Source organism: Humidesulfovibrio sp. (assembly GCF_030689645.1).
Taxonomy (GTDB): Bacteria; Desulfobacterota; Desulfovibrionia; order Desulfovibrionales; family Desulfovibrionaceae; genus Humidesulfovibrio.
Genome location: NZ_JAUYFU010000039.1, coordinates 73458 through 80054, shown reverse-complemented (window position 1 = coordinate 80054; position 6597 = coordinate 73458). Strand labels below are relative to the sequence as shown.

The 6597-nt window shown below is 62.1% G+C and carries 4 protein-coding genes and 2 pseudogenes; 4 read left to right on the top strand and 2 right to left on the bottom strand.

Features of this window, described 5'->3' with window-relative positions:
• Positions 1–1753 (top strand): phenylalanine--tRNA ligase subunit beta (gene pheT / locus Q8O35_RS06360; RefSeq protein ID WP_305571803.1); only part of this gene is annotated, 1753 nt, incomplete at its 5' end.
• Positions 1754–1824: 71 nt separating this feature from the next.
• On the opposite strand, the pseudogene Q8O35_RS14830 reads toward pheT, so the two are convergent.
• Positions 1825–2421 (bottom strand): annotated as a pseudogene (locus tag Q8O35_RS14830) (restriction endonuclease).
• A 14-nt stretch (positions 2422–2435) separates the two neighbouring features.
• Complete coding sequence (locus Q8O35_RS06350; RefSeq protein WP_305571802.1) at positions 2436–2699, bottom strand: winged helix-turn-helix domain-containing protein; 264 nt, start codon at positions 2697–2699, stop codon at positions 2436–2438.
• A 160-nt stretch (positions 2700–2859) separates the two neighbouring features.
• Here Q8O35_RS06350 and Q8O35_RS06345 point away from each other — a divergent pair.
• From Q8O35_RS06345 to Q8O35_RS06335, 3 genes and pseudogenes are all read left to right on the top strand, one after another.
• Positions 2860–3093 (top strand): annotated as a pseudogene (locus tag Q8O35_RS06345) (MerR family transcriptional regulator); the annotation flags it as partial.
• Between the two features lie 397 nt (positions 3094–3490).
• Positions 3491–5668, top strand: coding sequence for an AsmA family protein (locus tag Q8O35_RS06340; RefSeq protein WP_305571801.1), 2178 nt, complete (start codon positions 3491–3493; stop codon positions 5666–5668).
• Between the two features lie 82 nt (positions 5669–5750).
• Entirely contained in the window at positions 5751–6485 is a 735-nt protein-coding gene (locus tag Q8O35_RS06335) for an NYN domain-containing protein (RefSeq protein ID WP_305571800.1), read from the top strand.
• The last annotated feature ends 112 nt before the right edge of the window (positions 6486–6597 follow it).

Genomic DNA, 6597 nt, shown 5'->3' with positions numbered 1-6597 from the left:
CACCGGCGCGAAGATAGACAAGAGCCCGGACTGGATGCGCTACCGCCTGCTGGCCATCGGCCAGCGCCCCATCAACAACATCGTTGACGTCACCAATTATATTTTGATGGAGCTGGGCCAGCCCCTGCACTCCTTTGACCGTACCCTGCTCAAGGGCGACGTGATCCGCGTCGCGCCTGCAAGTGAAGGGCAGACAATCACCACCCTTGACGGCCAGGAACGCAAGCTGCTGGGCTCAGACCTGCTCATCTGGGACGCCGAGCGCCCGGTGGCCTTGGCCGGTGTCATGGGCGGAGCAAATTCCAGCATCACCGACGAGTCCACTGAAGTCTTGCTTGAGTGCGCCATCTTCCGGCCCGGAACCATCCGCAAGACCGCCCGCCGCCTGGCCCTGCCCAGCGAGTCCTCGTACCGCTTCGAGCGCGGCGTGGACCAGGTGGGCAGCCTCTTCGCCCTGGAGCGCGCGGCCCAGCTCATGGCTGAGGTCTCCGGCGCAAGGGTCATGGCGGGCATCGCCGTGGCCGAGCCCAAGCCCTGGGCAAAGCGCGAGCACGACTTCCGCATCGCCAAGTGCAACGCCCTGCTGGGCCTGGAGCTGACTGCGGACTTCTGCCGCAGCACCCTCACGGGCCTGGGCTGCCCGGTGAACGACGCCAACCCGGACTGCTGGCGCGTGGGCTCGCCCTCGCACCGCCTGGACCTGGAGCGCGAGGTGGACCTGTTCGAGGAATGCGGACGCGTGCATGGCCTGGACCGCATTCCCGCCGTGCTGCCCAAGATTTCCAAGTCCCTTGAGTCCGTGCAGATGCGCGACACCGAGTTCGGCTTCCTTCAGGCGCTCAAGGCCTGGGCCGTGGGCGCTGGCCTGCGCGAGGCGGTCAACTACAGCTTTGTCGGCACCGACGACCTGGACCGCCTCAACCTGCCGGTTGCGGGGCGCATCAAAATCGCCAACCCGCTCACCGAGGATCAGAACGTGCTGCGCACGGAGATCGCTCCGGGCCTGCTGAACAACGTCCGCCACAACCTGGCCCAGGGTAACGCGAGCTTGCGCCTGTTCGAAGTCGCCAAGGCGTTCCACGAGGACGCGGCCAGCGACACCGGCGCGCGCGAGAACTCCCGCCTGGGCATGCTGGTGCACGGCTCGCGCCACAGCCAGGAATGGCCCTGGGAGCAGGGCGAGGCCGACTACCTGGACGTGAAGGGGCTGGTAGAGAATCTGCTGGCGCACCTGCGATTGGGCTCGGGCAGCTATGTGCTGGAGACGGAGCACCCTTACCTTGAGCCCTGCGTGCGGGTTGAGGTGGCGACCAAGGCGGGCGTGCAGCTTGTTGGCCGCATTGGCCGCGTGCAGCCCAAGATCGCCGACGCCTACCACGCGCGCAAGGACATCTGGCTGGCGGACATGGACGCGGACCTCATGCGCGCGCTTTCCAGCGCCACCACCCCGGTGTTCAAGAGCCTGCCGAAGTTCCCGCCCGTGCGGCGCGACGTGACGGTCATCTGCCCGGCCACGTTGCACGGCGAGGCCATCGAAGCGGCCATCCGCGAGATGAAGCCCAAGAATCTAGAGAGCCTGGCCCTTGTGGCCGTGTACGCTCCCGAAGGCTCGCCCTCTGAGAAGGCCGAGCGCAACCTGACCTACCGCCTGACCTACCGCCACGCCGAGCGCACGCTGGTGGACAAGGAAGTGGACAAAGAGCACGGCAAGGTGCTCTCCGGCCTGCCGCAGAAGCTGCCTGTCAGGATTTAAGCGAAATCAGAAAGAATCCCGCAGAGGGAATGCAAAAGGGGAGTCCGCGAGGGCTCCCCTTCTTGCATTGTCTATGCTTCAATGAAGTAGTCGGAATCGATCTTTTTGATCGCGTAAGTTTGCGCTGGCGCAACGCCTACATTGTGCTCAATCATATACTGGGCAAGTGCCACGCCATCAATTAAGACGATGGTATTTGGAATGCTCTGGACGTATTGCTTTGCTTCCGCCGTAAATGTGGATGTTGTTATGAATATGCCTTTCTTTGCGGAGCGGCCAAGCAGGGCACCAGCGAATTTCTGAATCTCGGGGCTGCCTACGCTTCCAGTCTAGCGCTTTGCCTGCACGTAAATAACATCAAGGCCAAGGCGGTCTTCTTTGATGATACCGTCGATTCCGCCATCACTAGATCTCCCGACAACCTCACCGGCCTCAGTTCTCGAACCACCATAGCCCATGGCCAGCAGCAGATCTATGACAAGATATTCAAAGAAGCGAGGACTACAGCTCATTACTTGCGCCAGGACTTCCCCAGCAAGTATTTCCTGGAGTGTTCCATACGCTTTTTCAATAGCCTCCTGCGGAGTTGCATCTGAACACGCGGGTGAAACTTCTGCTGGAGTGTCGCTGGAGCGTTTTCGGAACGCTTGGAATTCGCCAAATTGCATGAGGTAGATGTTGTCTATCCTTGGGGGGCTTCCTTGAGTACCTGATGCCCTTTTGGGGTGATGGCATATTGTCCGCGCTGGGGATAATGAATGAGTCCAGCCTGCTTCAGATAACACTTGGCCCAGCTTACCCTGTTACTGATGATTGATTGGCTCCTGCTTGCGAGTAGTTGCTGTCGTTCTTCCTCAGTTACTTTGAATTGGTTAGCAATGGCTTCTGTCAAAGCAGAAAGTGTCCATTCCTTCCCATCTTCAAGTAGTTTGAGCAATGGAAGCATTATAGTTTGATAGTCTGGAATTGCCACGTGCAGACCTCGATAACGAAAGGGTTTAATTAGGCTATATTGATATCGATTAAAGACCGCTAAACCATTCTCTGAAGGGTGGCAACCTCCCGCCCCCTTCCCCCCCGGCATTTCCTCTGCTATGACTTTAAGAATGGAAGCAGGCGCGAAGGGAAAGAATTATAAGATCGGGCAGGCGGCGAAGCTGCTCGACGTGAAGCCCTTTGTGCTGCGCTTCTGGGAGAGCGAGTTCAAGGACGTGCTCGTGCCCGTGCGAACTCCCAGCGGCCAGCGCGCCTACACCGAAGGCAACGTGGAGCTGGTGCGCGAGATCAAGCGCCTGCTCTACGAGGAAGGCCTGACCATCGAGGGCGCCAAGAAGCGCCTCCTTCAGACCAAGGGACAGCCCAAGGGCCAGGCGCAGGGCCAAGCGCAGGGCAAGCCAGCGGGTCAGGCAGGGGGCCAGGCCGCAAGCCAGCAGGTTCAGCCATCTCTCGTCCAATCGGCAAGCCCCAGCCCAGGCGTGAACACCCTCGGCCACGGCGTGCAGCCGTCGCTGCTCGCCGTCATTGAGCAGCAAGCCCCGGCCTCCGCCCAGCCGGACGCCCAGGCCGAGCTCCTGGCCCAAAGCCGGGCCGAAAACCAATCGCTGACACAAGCCTGGGTACAGGCCGAGGACCGGGCGGAAGCCCTGGCCAACACTCTCTCGGACCTGTGCCTGGAACTCAAAGCCATCCGCGACCTGCTGAGCTAGGCCGCGCCAGCGCACCCAATCAGGAGGGCACATGCGCGTACTCGTCCTCATCGGCGGCGCAATAGCGAGCATTTTCGTCCTCGGCGCCGTTCTGCTCACCCTCATGGTGGACCCCAATAAGTATAAAGATGACTTCGCCCGCCTGGTGAAGGAGAGCACTGGCCGCGAGCTGGTGTTCGAGGGAGACGTGAAGCTGACGTTCTTCCCGCGTCTGGGCGTGCAGACCGGCGGCGTGCGCGTGAGCAATCCTCCGGGATTTGACGACAAGCCCTTCACCCGCGTGCAGCGCGCCAACGTGAGCATCAAGCTGCTGCCGCTGCTTTCGCGCCGGGTGGTGGTGGGCAAGGTCGTGCTGGAGGGGCTGGAGCTGCATCTGGTGAGGAACGCCGACGGGCGCGCCAGCTGGCACGACATCATCGGGCCGGACGATCCGGAACCCGCTGCCGCTGACGGGGCGCAGAAATCCGGAGGCCCTTCGGCCTTTGACTGGAGCCTGGGCGACGTGGCTCTTGACGGCATAAGCGTCAAGGATTCTAGCTTGATATGGGAAGACCGCATGCTCGGCAAGCGCTACGCCGTAAGCGGCCTGAACGTGGAGATGAAGGCCATCCGCCAGGGAAAGCCCAGCGATTTCACAGCATCCTTTCTGCTCGACTCGTCAAAGCCGGAACTTAAGGCGCAAACCGAGGCCACGGGCACAGTGATTCTGAATGCGGGCGACGAGCGGCATGTGTTCAGCGACCTCAAGCTCAAGGTTTCAGCCACGGGCAAGGCCGTGCCCGGCGGCAAGGGCGATTTTGAGCTGGGGTTGGCGGAACTTAAGGTGGACGACAAACAGCATACCGCCGTGGGGTCCGGGTTAAGCTTCTCCGGCTACGGGGCCAAGGTTACGGGACAGTTCCTGGCCTCGAACCTGAAGGACGGCCCGGACGTGAAGGGCAGGCTGGACGTGCCGGACTTCAATGGCCGGGAGCTTTCCGCAGCGCTCACGGGCAAGGCCCCGGACACCGCCGACGCGGCTGCCTACCAGCACATCACCGCAGCGTTGGAGTTCAAGGCAGGCCGGGGCTACACCGAAATTCCAAATTTCACCGCCAGCCTGGACGACGCCCGCGTGGAAGGCCGCTTCCGCGTCACGGGCCTGGAAAAGAAGGCCTACAATTTCAACGTGCGCGTCAGCGGGTTGGACGCCGACCGCTTTTTGCCCGCCAAGAAATCCGTTGAGGCGGAAGCGCGTGAAGCCGCATCGGCGGCGCCCGGAAGTGCCGGAGTTGATCCGCACAAGGACGACGTGTTCACGGTGAAGGCCCTGCGCGAGATGAAGCTCGACGGGCAGGTGACGGCGGAGCGCTTCAAGATCAGAGGCCTGCGCTTCACCAGCCTGAAGCTGCCTATGATGGCCCAGGATGGCGTGCTGGACGTGGGGCAGGTGGAGGCCAGACTGTATGACGGCAGCCTGAAGGGCTCCCTGCGCGTGGACGTGCAGGGCGACCGCCCGGCGGTGACGCTCTCCTACCAGCTGGTCAACGTGCAGCAAAAACCGTTGTTCAGCGATATTGAAGGCAAGGAAAGCCAGTTCGCGGGCACCATGAGCGCGGAAACCGTGTCGCCCCTGGTGTGCCAGGGGAACACCATGCACGGCCTCAAACGCAGCATGAGCGGCAGAGTCCGCTTCTCCGTGCGTGACGGCGTGTTTCCTGGCGTCAACATCCTGGGCGTCGTGCGCGACTCGGGCAAGAAAGCAAAGGATGCGCTTCCCGCAACCGGGGCCGAGACCGGCGCGGAGAAGTCCACAAAGTTCGGCAGCATCGACGGCACCGCAGCCATCAATGGCGGCGTGGCCACCATCAACGATCTGGACTTCAAGGCCCCGTTCCTGCGCGCAGATGGCCGCGGCACGGTGGACATAGCCACCAAGCAGACCGACTACACCCTGCATGTGCGGGTGGTGCCCAGCAGCGAGGGCCAGGGCGGCAACGCCGGGCTTCTTGGTCTGGTGGTGCCCATGCGCATCACCGGGCCCTACGACAATTTGAGTTTCAGCACGGACTACCTGCGCACTCTCGGCAAGGGTGCCCTTGACGCAGTCGGCGGAGTGGTGCAGGGCATTGGTAATGTCCTCACCGGCGGCGGGCGGTCCTCGCGCCAGGGGGGCACACCGGAAAAGAAGTCCAGCGGACTGCTGGACGGGGTCAAGAAGCTCTTTTAGCTGGGATACAACATGAGGAGTTTTCATGCAGCGCTTTGCATTTTTTGTTGATGGATCAAATTTATATGGTTCTTTGCGCACGATGAATCTAGAAATCTCAAATTACGGTCAGCTGTACGGTCATATTTATAGAGAAGCAGTGAAGGTTTGGCACGAGGTGACCTTGCAGACCGCTGCGGCTGTGGCCCAGCTGCGGCGTGTGTATTGGTATGCCGTGGGGTCTGTGGACGAATGGGACCTTTCGGCCCCGCAGTCGCGCGCGGCCCTGCGCGCGGCCTTTGTGCGCGATGCGGAAATCCGCGCCCTGTGGCTGACGCGGGTTTCCGCCAACAACCCGAACCTGCCGGAAGGGGAGTTGGAGGAGGTGGCCTGGAACGCCTGCGCGGCTGATTTCCGTGACTGGTACGGCCAGAAGGTGCGGGCAATTGACGGCATGCGCCGCTTCTACGCCGGGGTGCGCGCCTCCTCGGACCTCATCGACATCCGCGAGGCCGGGCACTGGAAGGTGAACTTCCTGCACCGCTGGGTGGAGGAAAAGGGCCTGGATACCGCGCTGGCCGTGGACATGGTGGCCCTGCAGGACAACTACGACGTGGCAGTGGTGGTTTCCGGCGACGCCGACGCCATTCCGTCCATTCGCCACCTGAAAGAGCGCGGCAAGCACATCGGCGCTGTGGAGTTCGTGGGCGGATCGTCCTCGGATACGCGGGGCCGGGCGTTTTCCTCACGGCTCAAGACCCATGCGGACTTCGTCCTGCGCATCCACGAGCAGGACCTGCTGCACCTGGACCATCGCAACAAGAATTTGAACGGGTAGCGGGGGGGCCATTTGCCGCTCGGCTTCGGCTGCTGCATACTGGAGACGCGTTGCCAGCAGCCCCGGGCCCGTGTGCGCCGAGGGACTGCTGCCGGAAATGTGAGGTCTGCTT

What these genes read in the sequence shown, in the direction of transcription:
- Q8O35_RS06350 (WP_305571802.1), bottom strand. Translation starts at nt 2,699, where the DNA reads ATGCTTCCATTGCTCAAACTACTTGAAGATGGGAAGGAATGGACACTT.
- Q8O35_RS06340 (WP_305571801.1), top strand. Translation starts at nt 3,491, where the DNA reads ATGCGCGTACTCGTCCTCATCGGCGGCGCAATAGCGAGCATTTTCGTC.
- Q8O35_RS06335 (WP_305571800.1), top strand. Translation starts at nt 5,751, where the DNA reads ATGAATCTAGAAATCTCAAATTACGGTCAGCTGTACGGTCATATTTAT.